At 59.1% G+C, this 14,553-nt stretch carries 13 protein-coding genes; 9 read left to right on the plus strand and 4 right to left on the minus strand.

Translation table 11 applies throughout. From position 1 onward, the window contains the following. Positions 1-210: 210 nt before the first annotated feature. Genes AC3VI7_RS03745 through AC3VI7_RS03755 form a run of 3 tightly spaced genes read left to right on the plus strand, consistent with a single transcriptional unit; the run spans position 211 to position 2,518 of the window. A complete protein-coding gene (locus tag AC3VI7_RS03745) occupies positions 211-993 on the plus strand; it encodes a Stp1/IreP family PP2C-type Ser/Thr phosphatase (protein WP_489668358.1) in 783 nt (260 codons plus the stop codon). Between the two features lie 49 nt (positions 994-1,042). Beyond that, on the plus strand, positions 1,043-1,726 hold the full coding sequence (locus AC3VI7_RS03750; RefSeq protein ID WP_489668357.1) for an FHA domain-containing protein: 684 nt from the start codon (positions 1,043-1,045) through the stop codon (positions 1,724-1,726). An 18-nt stretch (positions 1,727-1,744) separates the two neighbouring features. Continuing rightward, on the plus strand, positions 1,745-2,518 hold the full coding sequence (locus AC3VI7_RS03755) for an MBL fold metallo-hydrolase (RefSeq protein ID WP_489668356.1): 774 nt from the start codon (positions 1,745-1,747) through the stop codon (positions 2,516-2,518). Here the strand turns inward: AC3VI7_RS03755 and AC3VI7_RS03760 are convergent. After that, positions 2,500-3,216, minus strand: coding sequence for a hypothetical protein (locus AC3VI7_RS03760; RefSeq protein ID WP_489671185.1), 717 nt, complete (start codon positions 3,214-3,216; stop codon positions 2,500-2,502). The two genes, AC3VI7_RS03755 and AC3VI7_RS03760, sit on opposite strands and share 19 nt — an antisense overlap. Before the next feature lie 86 nt (positions 3,217-3,302). Here AC3VI7_RS03760 and AC3VI7_RS03765 point away from each other — a divergent pair, with 86 nt between their 5' ends. From AC3VI7_RS03765 to AC3VI7_RS03775, 3 genes are read left to right on the plus strand one after another with little or no spacing between them, the layout of a single operon-like run. Next, positions 3,303-4,925, plus strand: a complete 1,623-nt coding sequence (locus tag AC3VI7_RS03765; protein ID WP_489668354.1) for a carboxyl transferase domain-containing protein — start codon at positions 3,303-3,305, stop codon at positions 4,923-4,925. Positions 4,926-4,950: 25 nt separating this feature from the next. Further along, positions 4,951-5,763, plus strand: a complete 813-nt coding sequence (locus AC3VI7_RS03770; protein ID WP_489668353.1) for an enoyl-CoA hydratase/isomerase family protein — start codon at positions 4,951-4,953, stop codon at positions 5,761-5,763. After that, positions 5,745-7,751 (plus strand): acetyl/propionyl/methylcrotonyl-CoA carboxylase subunit alpha, encoded by a 2,007-nt coding sequence (locus tag AC3VI7_RS03775; RefSeq protein WP_489668352.1) that lies wholly within the window; start codon positions 5,745-5,747, stop codon positions 7,749-7,751. Before AC3VI7_RS03770 ends, AC3VI7_RS03775 begins: the two co-directional genes overlap by 19 nt. Here the strand turns inward: AC3VI7_RS03775 and AC3VI7_RS03780 are convergent. Continuing rightward, positions 7,706-7,996 carry a hypothetical protein gene (locus AC3VI7_RS03780; RefSeq protein ID WP_489668351.1) on the minus strand — a complete coding sequence of 97 codons (291 nt, stop codon included), beginning with the start codon at positions 7,994-7,996 and terminating at the stop codon, positions 7,706-7,708. The genes AC3VI7_RS03775 and AC3VI7_RS03780 overlap by 46 nt on opposite strands. A gap of 148 nt (positions 7,997-8,144) precedes the next feature. Between AC3VI7_RS03780 and AC3VI7_RS03785 the strand changes: the two genes are divergently transcribed. From AC3VI7_RS03785 to AC3VI7_RS03795, 3 genes are all read left to right on the plus strand, one after another. Further along, positions 8,145-9,056: a hydroxymethylglutaryl-CoA lyase gene (locus tag AC3VI7_RS03785; RefSeq protein WP_489668350.1), complete on the plus strand. Its 912-nt coding sequence runs from the start codon at positions 8,145-8,147 to the stop codon at positions 9,054-9,056. A 313-nt stretch (positions 9,057-9,369) separates the two neighbouring features. After that, a complete protein-coding gene (locus tag AC3VI7_RS03790; RefSeq protein WP_489668349.1) occupies positions 9,370-10,029 on the plus strand; it encodes a hypothetical protein in 660 nt (219 codons plus the stop codon). 221 nt (positions 10,030-10,250) lie between these two features. Continuing rightward, on the plus strand, positions 10,251-11,516 hold the full coding sequence (locus AC3VI7_RS03795; protein ID WP_489668348.1) for a hypothetical protein: 1,266 nt from the start codon (positions 10,251-10,253) through the stop codon (positions 11,514-11,516). 10 nt (positions 11,517-11,526) lie between these two features. Here AC3VI7_RS03795 and AC3VI7_RS03800 read toward each other — a convergent pair whose 3' ends face one another. Continuing rightward, on the minus strand, positions 11,527-13,542 hold the full coding sequence (locus tag AC3VI7_RS03800; protein WP_489671184.1) for an RNA-binding domain-containing protein: 2,016 nt from the start codon (positions 13,540-13,542) through the stop codon (positions 11,527-11,529). Positions 13,543-13,570: 28 nt separating this feature from the next. Next, positions 13,571-14,553: RNA polymerase factor sigma-54 (gene rpoN / locus AC3VI7_RS03805; RefSeq protein ID WP_489671395.1), on the minus strand; the 983-nt coding region annotated here is incomplete at its 5' end.

Below are 14,553 nucleotides of genomic sequence, written 5' to 3' on the forward strand. Positions count from 1 at the left end.
GCCGGGCGCACGAATGTTACTGCTTGCACCAAGGGATGAAAAGCGCAAGCGCCCTGAACAACGCGCCTTAGATTCGAAACAAGACCCACAAGGGTGCAGGATTACGCGCATGCCGCGACCGTTCTTACGCTGATTGTTTGGCACTCGCCCGACTTACGGGCAAAATCGGCCCCGTCCTTGGATTGCCCCCACCCTACCCCTGCACTCCCCATGAGTTTCGAGTTCTACGCCGTGACCGATCGCGGTCTCGCCCGCTCGAACAACGAAGACTCCGTCGTCGTTGACGAGTCCGTGGCCTTGGCTGTCCTTGCCGACGGCATGGGCGGCTACAACGCGGGTGAGGTGGCGAGCAACATGGCCACCACCTTTATCCGTTCTGAGCTAGGACGCTGGCTCGGTGAAGCGCCAGCGATGGTCAGCGAGAACGATGTCCGTCGTGCGATGGATATCTGCGTCGATAACGCCAACCGTTCGATCTTCAACGCCGCCAACGCCAACCCCCAATATGCAGGGATGGGCACCACCTTGGTGGTGGCTGTGTTCCGGGGCAGCCGTTTGCTGGTGGGTCATGTCGGGGACTCGCGCACCTACCGCTGGCGAGGTGGGCGCTTGACGCAAATCACCCGTGATCACTCTTTACTGCAAGAACAAATCGACGCCGGTCTGCTGACACCCGAACAAGCCGCCAAAAGCACCCACAAAAACTTGGTCACGCGCGCGGTCGGTGTCGAAGACGTGGTTTTGCTGGAAACTCACACACATGGCGTCATGCCGGGTGACATCTACCTACTGTGCTCAGACGGTCTGTCGGATATGCTGAGCGACGATGAGATCTCCCAAGTGCTTCATGCCCATCACACCATTGCAGAAACAGGTGATGCCTTGGTATCTGCTGCCAATTCAGCCGGCGGACGGGATAATATAGCCCTGATCCTCGTCACGGTGCGGGGGGGTGGGGCTGGTGCCCGTTCTTGGTGGCCCTTCCGTCACTGACCGCTCCGCCGACTCGTACTGTTTTCACGCATTGATTCAGAGGCCACGCATGCCAAAACTCGTCGTTTCGCTGGACGGGGTCGTCATCAAGGAAGTCCAGCTCATGAAGGACCGGACGACCCTCGGACGACGTCCGTACAACGACATCGTGATCGACAACTTGGCCGTCAGCGGTGAGCACGCCGTGCTTCAGATGGATGGACCTGGGGTCTACATCGAAGACCAAAACAGCACCAATGGCACCTACATCAATGGTCGGGCCATCAAGAAGCAATTGCTGCAACACAACGACACCGTCGAAATCGGTAAGTACAAGATCAAGTACGTCGTTGAAGAAAGTAACGACTACGAAAAAACCATGATCTTGAAGCCCGGCCAAATGCCGCCGGGCCCCGGACCGATCATGCGACAGAACGCCCCGCTCACAGGCAGCAACACGCAGGGCTACCCCAGCGTCAATGCCGGACCGCCCCTTCAAGCGGTCATCAAAGTGTTGTCGGGTGCAGCAGCTGGGCGAGAAGTGGTCCTGACCAAGGTGGTCACCACCGTGGGTCGGCCGGGCATGCAAGTGGCGTCCATCACCAAACGACCGGGCGGCTATGTGTTTTCGCATGTTGAAGGCACCCATCGCCCCACAGTCAACGGCATGCCCGTGATGTCGGACCCTGTGCATCTGAAAGATGGTGATGTGATCGAGCTGGCAGGATCACAGATGCAGTTTGTGCAACCCTGATTTTGTTTTGCAAAGCTGATGAATCTGCATGTTCTTGGTTGCTCGGGATCGATTGCCGCCGGCAACCGGACCACGGCTTTCCTGATCGATCAGAACGTCTTGATCGATGCGGGTACCGGCGTCGGTGATCTGCCCTTGGAAGAGCTGGCGCAGATCGACCACATCCTGTTGTCGCACTCGCATCTCGACCATGTGCTGGGTATTCCACTCTTGGCCGATAGCGTGATGCGCGAACGCTTCGAACGCATGCCCTACCAGCCGATCCGGGTGTACGGCCTCGCGGCCACCTTGGACGCCTTGCGCAAGCATCTTTTCAACGGCGTGCTATGGCCCGACTTCACCCGCCTGCCCAGCCATCAACCGATCATCGAATTGATTGAGCTGGATGTCGGTCAAGTCTTGGCCATCGGTGGGCAACGCATCGAAGTGCTCCCCGCTCGGCATACCGTGCCAGCTGTGGGCTACGCCGTTGAGACGCCCAGCGGCTGGTGGGTCTACACCGGCGACACCGGCCCCAACCCCGACCTATGGGCCACCCTTAAGGGTCGCAAGCTGGCGCAGTTGGTGATCGAAACCGCCTTCAGCGACGAAGAACTCGCGCTGGCCAAGATCAGCCAACACCTCTCACCTTGCCGCTTGCGCGACGAAATCATCCAACTCGACCGGCCAACCGCCATTGCCATCACCCACATGAAGCCGGGTGAGCGGGCCGCCGTGATGGGGCAAATCGAGCAGTTGCGCGTACCGCACACCATCCAAGCCCTACAAACGGGTCAGCGCTTCTCGTTCTGATGCTGAGAACGACCCGCCTGAGCCTTCTCCGATGTGGGAAGGTAGCGCAGGTCTGAATACGTCAGCATCCACTCCGGGAAGAAGGCCACAAAAACCGCCGTCATACCCCCGGTCGCAAAGGCTTCGGCCCAGGAAATCAACCAGCGACCGATCAGCAGCTCTGAGAGATTCGACGGCACCACGCTGGCTTGAGCGGCGGTGACCGGCCCAAGCCACAGCCAGATCGACCCTGAGATCCCCAAGGCCAAAGCGGTGGTGAGAAACCCCCGGCCGAGGATGTACACAAACAGGTGATGCGGCAAAAAGCGCCGTGTCGCCAAACCGATCAGCAAGGCCAGCGTGCCCGGCATCATGCCGTTCCAGAGCAGCAACTCGGTGGTGCGGTCTATGCTGACCCCCGCCAACCAGCCGCCCAAAAAGGCCACCGGCCACAGGGTCAGCATCGCCAGCGGCCAGCCGAACATCAGCACCATCAAGCAAGCGCCAGAGAGCTGCATCTGTGGGCCAAAAAAGGGCACGATTTTTTGTGTTGCCCAAAACCACGGCAGCACCACCAGCATGGCCAGCCAAGGGTTTTGTAGGGCCTCGGTTTGTCGCAAAGTCGCCCACGGACGGAAAGCCAGCGCCACCCCGGTCAGCGCCAAGGCCACCAAACCGTGACCGCTCAGGGCGAAAGTCAAAAGATCATGAAAAAGCATGGCCGGCATGGTGCCATCAAGGTGTAACGGCTGCTTGATGTTTCTACGAGTGACGTTAACGTAAACGTCACTACATAATGGCTTGTATGTCGATCCTCGCCTCCCAACTCAACCCGCGCGCCGCCGACGTCCAAGCCCACGCCGCCGTGATGCGCACCCTCGTGGCTGACTTGCAAACGCACCTTGAGCGCATCCATCAAGGTGGTGGCGAGGTGGCCCGGGCCAAACACTTGGGGCGCGGCAAGTGGCTGCCCCGACAACGCATCGAAGCCTTGCTCGACCCCGGCAGTCCTTTTTTGGAGTTGAGCCCACTGGCTGCTTTGGGGCTGTACAAGGACGAAGCGCCTTGCGCTGGGCTGATCACCGGCATCGGCCGGGTGGCCGGCGTCGAATGCCTGATCATCTGCAACGACGCCACCGTCAAGGGTGGCACCTATTACCCGCTGACGGTCAAAAAGCATCTGCGGGCCCAAGAAGTGGCGCAGCAAAACCACCTGCCCTGCATTTATCTGGTCGATTCGGGCGGGGCCAACCTGCCCAACCAAGACGAGGTTTTTCCTGACCGCGATCACTTTGGCCGGATTTTTTACAACCAAGCGCGCATGTCGGCCGAGGGCATCGCGCAGATCGCGGTGGTGATGGGTTCATGTACCGCTGGCGGGGCCTATGTGCCAGCGATGAGCGACGAGACCATCATCGTGCGCGAGCAAGGCACCATCTTTCTCGGCGGCCCGCCGCTGGTGAAAGCCGCCACCGGCGAGGAAGTCAGCGCCGAAGACCTGGGCGGCGGCGATGTGCATACACGTCTGTCGGGCGTGGCCGATCATCTGGCCGACAACGACGCCCACGCCTTGGCCTTGGCCCGCCAAGCCATCCGCCACCTGAATCGGCGCAAGACGCACGAGCTGGCTTGCCTGCCCGCCCGCGCGCCGCGTTTTGATCCGCTTGAGCTGCACGGCATCATCCCGCTCGACGCCCACGGCGTGATGACACGCAAGCCCTTTGATGTGCGCGAAGTCATCGCCCGCATCGTCGATGACAGCGCCTTTGACGAATTCAAGGCGCGCTACGGCACCACCCTCGTGACCGGCTTTGCCCACATCGAAGGCCTGCCCGTGGGGATCGTGGCCAACAACGGCATCTTGTTCGCCGAAAGTGCCGACAAGGGCGCGCACTTCATCGAGTTGTGCTGCCAGCGCCGCATTCCGCTGGTTTTTTTGCAGAACATCACCGGCTTCATGGTCGGGCGCAAGGTCGAAAACGAAGGCATCGCCCGCGCCGGGGCCAAGATGGTCACCGCCGTGGCTTGCGCCGAGGTGCCCAAGTTCACCGTCATCATCGGCGGCAGTTTTGGCGCTGGCAACTACGGCATGTGCGGTCGGGCCTTCTCGCCACGCTTCATCTGGATGTGGCCCAACGCGCGCATCTCGGTGATGGGTGGCGAGCAAGCCGCCAGCGTGCTGGCCACCGTCAAGCGCGATGGGCTGGAAGCCAAGGGCAGCCCTTGGAGCAGCGAGGAAGAAGCCGCCTTCAAAGCGCCGATCCTTGAGCAATACGAGCGCCAAGGGCACCCCTATTACGCCAGCGCCCGGCTCTGGGACGACGGCGTCATCGACCCAGCCGATACCCGCCGCGTGCTGGGCCTGGGCCTATCAGTCAGCTTGAACGCCCCGATCCCACCGACCCGCTTCGGCATCTTTCGCATGTGACTCTCAACAAGCCGTCAAAAAGCACATGAACACCCCCCCCCCGATGCTGGCGCTGGAACGCGAGGGGCCCGTGGCCCGCGTCTGGCTGAACCGTCCCGACACGCGCAACGCCTTCAACGCCGAGCTGATCCATGCGCTTGATCGCTGCTTTGCCCAACTGGCCACCGAGCCCAAGCTGCGCGTGATCGTGCTGGGCGGACGCGGCAAGGTTTTTTGCGCCGGGGCCGATCTGGGCTGGATGCGTGACATGGCCACCCAAGGCTGGGACGCAAACCACCGCGACGCCCAAGCGCTGGCTGCAATGCTCTGGACGATCTGGTCCTGCCCCGTGCCGATCATTGGTCGCATCCACGGCGACTGCTTTGCCGGCGGCTTGGGGCTGGCCGCCGTGTGTGATGTGCGCGTGGCGGCGCAAGGGGCGCAGTTTTGCCTCTCAGAGGCGCGGCTCGGCCTGCTGCCAGCCACCATCGCGCCCTACGTGGTGCGCGCCATGGGCCAGAGCGCCGCACAGCGCTACATGATCACCGCCGAACGCTTCAGCGCCGCCCAAGCAGCCCGCTGCGGGCTGGTCCACGAGGTGGTAGCGCCCGAGCAGCTCGACGCCCACGTGCAGGCGCTGATCGAGGGCCTGCAAGCGAACGGCCCGGCGGCGGTGCGGGCTTGCAAGCAACTGGTGCGCGACGTCGCCCAAGCACCGCTCAGCCCCGAGCTGCGCGCCGACACCGCCCTGCGCATCGCCGACACCCGCGCCAGCGCCGAAGGCCGCGAAGGTCTGCACGCCTTTCTGGACAAACGCCCCCCTGCCTGGACCACGGACCCATGTTCAAGAAAATCCTGATCGCCAATCGCGGCGAAATCGCCTGCCGCATCGCCGCCACCGCGCGCCGTTTGGGCGTGCGCAGCGTGGCGGTGTACGCCGACAGCGATGCACACAGTCAACACGTGGCGGCCTGCGACGAAGCCATCGCCCTCGGCGGCCAAAGTGCGCGCGACAGCTACCTGCGCCCCGAGCTGATCCTCGCCGCCGCCCAAGCCAGCGGGGCCGAGGCCATCCACCCCGGCTACGGCTTTTTGAGCGAGAACCCCGAGTTCGCCCAAGCGTGCCAAGACGCCGGCCTGGTCTTCATCGGCCCGCCCGCCAGCGCCATCCGCGCCATGGGGCTCAAATCGGCCGCCAAACGCTTGATGCAAGACGCCGGTGTGCCGCTGGTGCCGGGCTATCACGGCGAGGACCAAGACCCCGCACGGCTGGCGCTGGAGGCCGAGCGCATCGGCTACCCGGTGCTGATCAAGGCCAGCGCGGGCGGCGGCGGCAAGGGCATGCGCATCGTCACCGAGGCCGCAGCCTTTGAGGCCGCCCTCGCTTCGTGCCAGCGCGAGGCCCAAGCCAGCTTTGGCGATGCCGCCGTGCTGATCGAGCGCTACGTGCAGCGCCCGCGCCACGTCGAGATCCAGATCTTTGGCGACCGCCACGGCCAGTTCGTGCATCTGTTTGAGCGCGATTGCTCGGTGCAGCGCCGCCACCAAAAGGTGCTTGAAGAAGCCCCGGCCCCCGGTCTGCCCGAGGCCGTGCGCCAAGCCATGGCGCAAGCCGCCATCCAAGCCGCCCGCGCTGTGAGCTATGTGGGGGCCGGCACGGTCGAGTTCATCGTCGAGCCCGGCCAAGGCGCTGCGCCGCCGCGCTTTTACTTCATGGAGATGAACACCCGGCTGCAAGTCGAGCATCCCGTGACCGAAGCCATCACCGGGCTGGATCTGGTCGAGTGGCAGTTGCGCATCGCCAGCGGTGAAGCCCTGCCGCTGGCGCAAGAAGCGCTGCGTTGCCACGGCCACGCCATCGAAGCGCGGCTTTGCGCCGAGAACCCCGACACCGGCTTTTTGCCCGCCATCGGCACCCTGGCGGTGCTGCGCTGGCCCGAGCACGTCGCCTTTGAGCGCGGCGCGGTGCGGGTCGATACCGGCGTGAAAGAAGGTGACACGATCTCGCCGCACTTCGATTCGATGATCGCCAAGATCATCGTCTGGGGCGAGGACCGCGCCCAAGCCTTGGCGCGGCTCGACGCGGCCTTGGCCCAAACCCATGTGGTGGGCCTGCCGAGCAACGCGGCTTTTCTGCGCCGGGTGGTGAACTGCAAGCGCTTTGCCTCCGCCGAGCTCGACACCGGCTTGATCGAGCACGAACGCGCCGCCCTGTTTGAGGCCCCACCCTTGGCGCTCGCCACAGTGGCCCAAGCGGTGGTGGCGCACAGCTTGGCCGAGGAAGCCGCGCAAAGTCAGATCCATCACCAAGGATCAAGCGACCCTTGGTCGGCCCGCGACGGCTGGCGCATGCACGGCGCAGCGCAGCGCTTGTTTGAGATCGTGTACGCCGGCGAGCGCCAGCGTTTCAGCCTGCTCCAGCAAGCAGGTCGGCCGATGCAGTTGGCGCTGGGCGCTCAGCTGCTGAGCGTTGATGCGTCACGCTTCAAAGGCGCGGTCTATCGTTTTGAAGACCGCACGGGCACGCTGCTCTCGATCCACACCGACGCTGGCCAAGCGGTGGTGCGCTGGATTGATCCCTTGGAAGACGCGATAAAAAACGCCACCCAAAGCGCCGCTCAGGCCCATGGCGGCGGCTTGCAAGCGCCGATGCCAGGCAAGGTGATTGCACTGCTGGTCAAGGTGGGCGATGTCGTCGCTGCGGGTCAAGCCGTGGCGGTGATGGAAGCCATGAAGATCGAGCACACCCTGACAGCCCCCAAGGCCGGCACGGTGCAAGCCTTGCGCTACAGCGTGGGCGATCAGGTCGCCGAGGGCGAGGCACTCATCGAACTCAGCCCGCCCTGAAAAAAGCTCGGCTCATGGGCACTGCGCGCGGCCCGCTGGGCCTTTTCTTCGGCTTGGGTGGCTTGGCAAAACTGCTCACCCAGACTACGCAACTCAGCGTTGCGCCCACCCCGACACAGGCTAAGCACGGCACGGGCGTAGCCGTGCAACCCGAGCATCAAGTTGACGTCGATGACCTCGCCCACCTCCTGCAACAGCAGGTCACGGATACGGCAAGCAAGGCGTAGGCGGAGGGATTCGGTCATAGCAGCACGAAGGTCGTGGACATGGGGCGGGCGGGCAGGCGCTATCGTTGTCTGAGCGGCACCACAACGCCAGCCCCAAAATCACGTAATTCGCAAGTCATGTGTGACAGCCGTGTGCATCGTCACATTTACCCCTGAGGAATACCCGATGTCCCTGCCTTCTAAAGTCACGCTGGTCGATGTTGGACCGCGCGACGGTCTGCAAAACGAGGCTCAGATGGTCGCGGCCGAGCACAAGATTGAGCTGGTGCATCGGCTGCAAAACGCCGGGCTCGACGCCATCGAAGTCACCAGTTTTGTCAGCCCGCGCTGGGTGCCGCAGATGAGCGACAACGCCGCCGTGATGGCTGGGCTGCAACGGCGGTCCGGCGTGCGCTACAGCGCCCTCACCCCCAATATGCAAGGCTTTGAAGCGGCTTTGGCGGCCAAGGTGGATGAGGTGGTGGTGTTTGCCGCCGCCAGCGAGAGCTTCAGCCGCAAAAACATCAACTGCTCGGTGGCCGAAAGCATCGAGCGCTTCCGCCCCGTGACCCAAGCCGCACACGCCGCCGGCCTGCGGGTACGGGGGGTGATTTCATGCGCGCTGGGCTGCCCCTATGAGGGCGATGTCTCGCCCGATGCGGTGGAGCGCGTGGCGCGCGCCATGAAGGATCTGGGCGTCGATCACTTGGGCGTAGCCGACACCATCGGCGTGGGCACGCCGCTCAAGGTGCAACACGCTTTGGAGCGCGCCTTGCGCCACTTCCCCCTCGATGAGGTCAGCGGCCATTTCCACGACACCTACGGCCAAGCGTTGGCCAACGTCTACGCCAGCCTCCAGCTCGGCATCCACATCTTCGACACCAGCGTCGCCGGCCTCGGCGGCTGCCCCTACGCCCAAGGTGCCACCGGCAACGTCGCCACCGAAGACGTGGTCTACCTCCTCCACGGCCTCGGCATCCCCACCGGCATCGACCTCCCCACCCTCATCGACGCCGGCACCTTCATCTCCACCCTCCTCCACCGCCCCACCGGCTCCCGCGTGGCCCGAGCGATGGCAGCCCAACAAACCAAGTCATAACCCCCAAAAGGGGGATGCCACACCCATCCACCAAAAGTTGGAGTCGGGATCTTTTCAGGGCTCTTGTAAAGATTTACGATGCCCTCCAACGGCACATCACTAGCTTGATGGCCGTACACAAAATGGAGGATGGAGATGCACCGCGCTAACGCACCCGAACTCAGTGTTGGACCATTCCGTCCGAGTCGCCCCCTGTGTCGCCGTTACGCTCCATGCTCACTCGTTTTGCACGGGTGACAATTCCGGCGGTGATGGGCGACTAAATAGTTATGCCTAATGTGCAAGTAGCTACTATATAAAAAGCGGGATTTATATGATTCCTTTCGATAGTTACGATCTGGAAATTGCCGACTGTGAGGCTACGCATGCTAATTGGTCGAACATATGGCGCCTTGGGGTGGTTGTATTCACTAGGCCAGAAGATAGAATTTGCAAAGACATTATCGGACCGAGCCTCCGTTACCTTCATGATCTGACTGGTGAAAAGGTTCACTTTTATTTTGTTGGGTTTTGCGATAAAAATTGCTGGGGCTACGAAACTTCAGTATCAGCCGATTTTTTTGGCAACAACTCTAAGTGGTACTTCTCCCCAAAATACTTCTCAGAAGTTCAGTTACGTTTTGAGAGGTTTACCACCCGTCGCTGGCAGTATTCTGGCGGTACAGATATTTTAGTTGTTCCTTATAGAATAAGGAATAATATTTTCTATATTGATCCTATTAAAGCTTTAGATATCAAGCTATCTAAATTAGCCCAGCAGAACAAAAATTATATTCCAGAAGAAATTATCCAAATCATTGTTAGGCAAATTCACCTCGGAAAAGACATAGATGGCATAAGCAATTCCAGGATTATGGATGCAGTCAGTGATGGCTTTAAGAAATCTCTTACATCACTAATGCCTAGCGGACTAGCAGGAAGCTTTGATGTGCTTGAGCCATTTGCCGTGAGAGATCTATTGCCCCCGCGATGAAATCGCGTTATCTCAACAAATTTATAAGTTGTTTATTTACTTGTATAAAATTCTTGCGTGCATCATGCATATAATTTCCGGTGCAGGTTCAAAAGTGAAGTACAGCACTTGCAAGACCTTCTATTGAAATATTACGCACTGCAATTAAATACAGCCTCGAACACATTTTTTTAGAATAAATAAATTGTTATTTGATTTAATTAAAAAACACTGGAAATACAATGGAGCCAACAACAAATATCACCTACAGCATTATAATCAACGGCTTACAGAAAAATGCTTCAGAGGAAAAGAGCAGAGAAAATCTAGCAGCCCTTTTTAAGGCCACACCAGAACAAATTGAAAATATTCTTAGCACGCCAGGATTTATTCTAAAAAATGGCCTAAGAGAAGATATTGCCAAAAAATATAAAAAAGCCATAGAAATGGCTGGCGGCATTTGCCTATTAAGATGCGATGATGAACAACATCAACCAATCGATGTTGACTTACCAACCACATCAAACAAAGTAAAATTACAAGCAGCACCCCCATCAACAAAAACACCAACTTTCAAAGTTATTTCTGATGAATTCAAAAAGCAATCTATATTAAATAAAATCTCAATAATATTCATTGCACCACTAATGATCTACGGCCTATCCGTAAGAATATATGAATACACTTACGAAATCATACAGAACCAAAAAACGGCTACCAGTGAAGCGAAAATCATCGACGCTGCGCAACAGATTATTCAACAAGCACTTAAAAGCCCATCATCATTTTCACCTGTATCATCAACTATTGTATGGAGAGGCACATACAAAAATAGAAATGCATACATCGTAAAAACAGCATTTGATGCCCAAAATAGCTTTGGGGCCAATCTAAGGGATTGCAATTATGTCGCATTCTCTTTGGCGGGGGAAAGAATTTCTTGGGATAAGTTATTTTCTATAGAAAGCTGCAACACTCCATCAATGATGAGTGATAAAAATTTCATAGATGCGATGGTTATAAGCAACTTTCCAGAAGAGCAACCACCGGAACCCAAGCCAACCCATGAAGGCGCACCAGCCAGCAAATATAACATCACCAATAACAATCCAGAAGCAGCACCCAACACTGATCAAGTAGCTATAACCAATGAGTTGGCAATGAAAACAATACGAGAATGGTTTACGACAAACTCATCAACCCAAGATGGGAATGATATATTGCCGTATTACACCCAAGAAGTAGATTACTATGCAAAAGGCATAGTTGATAAAAGCTATATAGAAAAAGACAGATCTAACTTCTTCAAAAGATGGCCAATCCGTAGAAACACCCTTGGCAATATTTTTCTAGAGGCATCTCCTCGCCCAGAGGAGATTCGAGCAACCATACCTTTTTCTTGGGAAGTTGAAAGTTCAAATAGCTCCAAAAAAGGATCATCAACAATATTTTTAACCCTAAAAATAATTTCAGGGAAATTCCTGATATCAAAAGAGTCTGGCGGATAAATGATCAAAATCATGAATCCACAGAGAATTGCTTTTCACTTTTCGATCCGCCCAAGTCCTTGACGGCTTTCAAGAAGCGCTCTTCATGGGGATCAAGGGCGATGGCTTTTTCGAAGGCGTGGCGGATGTCGGGTAGGGGGGCTTGGCTCCAGCGGAGTACTCGGCCGAGGTCGTACCAAGCCCAAGCGTGACGAGCCCGGGGGGCGTCTAGTTGGACCACGCGCTGTAGCATGTCGCGCGCTTCGTCGAGCAAGCGGAAATAGGCCATACGGTTACCGGCGCGATGCCTGGGCCGGGCTTTGTCGGCCAGTTTCATTTTGACCTGAGCAAACTCATGCAAAGCCTTGACGTCTTGCAAAACAGCGTCGCCCGCGATCTGGAAATAGCGGTGCGCTTTTTCTAGGCGGCCGGCACGCTTTTCCTGAATCGCGGCCTCGAAAGCGTCACCCACCGCATCCAACAGCGGTAGACGGTCTAGCCATATCACCGCGTCGCTTGGCCGGTTGGTATCGAGCAAGGCGGTGGCGATCAGCGTGATGAGCGGCGCGGGATTGGCCGCCGGGTTACTGCTCACAAACTGCCGATAAACCTCCTCAGCAGCATGAATGTCGCCCTTGGTGGTCAACTCACGCGCCAGCTCCAAACCAATCCCAAGAGCGCCGGGGCTCGCCACATGGGCATCACGCAACCGTTGCAGCGCCCCTTGGTGATCGCCCACCGCCTTGAGATGCGCGACATCTTGCAGCGCCAAGATGGCCTGATATTCCGGATGCACGGGTAAGGTGACCCGGAAATAACTGCGACTGTCGTCAAAATCAAAGCGCGGCGGTGGCGAGCCGTTTTGCTGCATGGTGCGCCGCACCTTTGGAATCCCGGTGCCACGGCCCTCGGCCAATTTCAGCTCCTTGAGCAACTCCCCAATACGGCGGTTGCGGGCGGGCACCGGCGGCAGCGGGGCGGTGCCTTCCAAATGCTTCAGTTCAATCCCGGGAACCGGGCCGGGGTAGCTGATGACTTCCAGCCGGTCGGGGTACAAATAAACCTTGATGGGTTCTTGCACACCTTCATAGGTGCGGTGATACACCGCATTGACCAGCGCTTCACGCAGGGCAAGAGAGGGATAACTGACCCAGTGTCCAGCCTGAGTACGGCCCGGCAGTTTCTGAATCATGCGCACGGACAGGCCCTCCAAATAGGCCAAACACTCTCGGAGCTGCTCGTGGATCGGGCGCTGGTTGAACACCTTTTCTTCCAGCACGTTGCCGCTGGCATTGCCGGCGAATTGCACAACTTCAATGCGCGCACCAGGAAACCACTGCTCCGGGTTCTGGCTGAAGAAAAGCAGGCCGACATTGCGCGGGGCATCGTGGCCGTTGACAGGCTCCGCGACGCGCAGGTGGCGATACAAGGTGCGGGTGTCTTGCTCATCCACCAAACCGCTACCGATGTCGTGGAGAAACTCCCGAACCTTGGTTTCCCGAATATCCAAAACGCTGGCCTGAAGCGCACGCCGATCATCAAAAGGCACGCGCGCCGTCAACTGCATGAGTTGGGTTTTGAGCTCGGGCTGCCGCTCCACATCCGTGGTCTCCGACCCCAGCCGGATATAAAACTTCCGCGCTGCGCCTTTTTCTGCGGACTCGGGAGCCTGATGAGGCCGGGCTTGGCTGCCTGGGGCCCAAATCACCAAAATCCGCTGACCGTCGTACACCTCGGGCGACAGCACCGGCTGGTAGACCGGATCGATCACGTTGCAATGCCCACGCAACCACTTTTGGGCGCTTTCAACCTCTTCCGCCGTCAGCCCTTTGGGGGGCAGCACCGCCACGTCGTTGCTCTGAGCCACCCCGATGACGATGTAACCCCCGTTGAGGTTCTGAAAGTCGTTGGCAAAGGCGCAAATGGTGCGAATGACCTGTGCTCCGGTGGTTTTCTCATCCCACGAGGCCTTGAACTCGACTCGCGGCGACTCAACCCCCTGCAAACGCAGCAGGCCATCAAGATTGATCGGAAGGATGGACGACATGGTTTTTTAGGGTGGAGCGCCCCGCCTCTCACATCGCCTTGCGCAAATTGGCTGGGGGAATACGCAGGGATTCGCGGTATTTGGCGACGGTGCGGCGGGCGACTTGGATGCCTTGTTCGGCGAGCATGTCGGAGAGGTGGCTGTCGGAGAGGGGTTTGTGGGGGCTCTCGGCCGAGACGAGTTGTTTGATCAGCGCGCGCACGGCGGTGCTGGAGGCATTGCCGCCGGTTTCGGTGTTGAGGGAGGAGCCGAAGAAGTACTTGAGCTCAAAGGTGCCGTAGGGCGTGGTCATGTACTTGGCGGTGGTCACGCGCGAAATGGTCGATTCGTGCAGACCCAGCTCGTCGGCGATCTCACGCAGCACCAGCGGCTTCATGGCGATCTCGCCGTGGCTGAAGAACGCTTTTTGGCGCTCGACGATGGCGCGTGAGACGCGCTCGATGGTGTCGAAGCGCTGGATGATGTTTTTGACGAACCAGCGCGCCTCTTGCAGCCGCGTGGCAAGCACGTTGCCGGAGTCATCCCCAGCGGCCGCCCCACCACCACCCGCAGCGGCGTTGCTGCGCTGCTGACCGCGCTGTTGGCGCAGGGCTTGGGCGTACATCTCGTTGATGCGCAAACGCGGCATCACGTCCGGATTGAGCATCACGCGCCAGCCGCGACCGGCTTTTTGCACGATCACATCGGGCACGATGATGTTGGCCTCGGCGGTCGAAAAGGGGCGGCCGGGCTTGGGCTCCAGAGACTTGATCAGTTGCTGCGCCAGCCGCAAGGCCCCGGCGTCTGCCCCGGTCAGCGCCAACAGGCGGGTCACGTCGCGCCGGGCCAGCAAGTCGAGATGCGCGGCGCAAATCTGCATCGCCAAGTCGCGCTCAGGGTTGTGTACGTGCTGGCGCAGTTGCAGCTGCAAGCATTCGCTCAAGTTACGTGCCCCCACCCCCGTGGGCTCCAGGCTCTGCAACCAATGCAAGGCGCAGCGCAGCTGATCCATCAAGGCTTCGCGCAGCGCTT

The organism is Leptothrix toolikensis (SeqCode) (genome assembly GCF_057922285.1).